Origin of the sequence: Anaerostipes sp. AF04-45, from assembly GCF_003461725.1 — a bacterium.
Taxonomy (GTDB): domain Bacteria; phylum Bacillota; class Clostridia; order Lachnospirales; family Lachnospiraceae; genus Anaerostipes; species Anaerostipes caccae.
Genome location: NZ_QTXQ01000007.1, coordinates 1 through 354, shown reverse-complemented (window position 1 = coordinate 354; position 354 = coordinate 1). Strand labels below are relative to the sequence as shown.

Annotated in this window: 2 tRNA genes; both read right to left on the bottom strand. The window is 50.8% G+C overall.

Annotated features, from left to right (window positions below):
- Positions 1 to 100: 100 nt before the first annotated feature.
- Positions 101 to 174, bottom strand: a tRNA-Asp gene (locus tag DWV34_RS11290).
- A gap of 19 nt (positions 175 to 193) precedes the next feature.
- Positions 194 to 267: transfer RNA gene (locus DWV34_RS11285), tRNA-Ile, on the bottom strand.
- Positions 268 to 354 lie beyond the last annotated feature (87 nt).

The following is a 354-nucleotide window of genomic DNA, read 5'->3' as shown; positions in this document are numbered from 1 at the left end:
CAATAGGGCTCGAACCTATGACCCTCTGCTTGTAAGGCAGATGCTCTCCCAGCTGAGCTATGATCCCAAATATAAAAATACTCTTTTTAAATAAAAGAGACGACCCGGATGGGGTTCGAACCCACGACCTCCGCCGTGACAGGGCGGCGCTCTAACCAGCTGAGCCACCGGGCCAAAGATAACTGTATACAAATGGACCCTCGGGGACTCGAACCCCGGACCGATCGGTTATGAGCCGATTGCTCTAACCAACTGAGCTAAAGGTCCTTATCTTCTCACCACTTAACGTCCAAGTGTATGAAGCCGTTGACCGGACTTGAACCGGTAACCTGCTGATTACAAATCAGCTGCTCT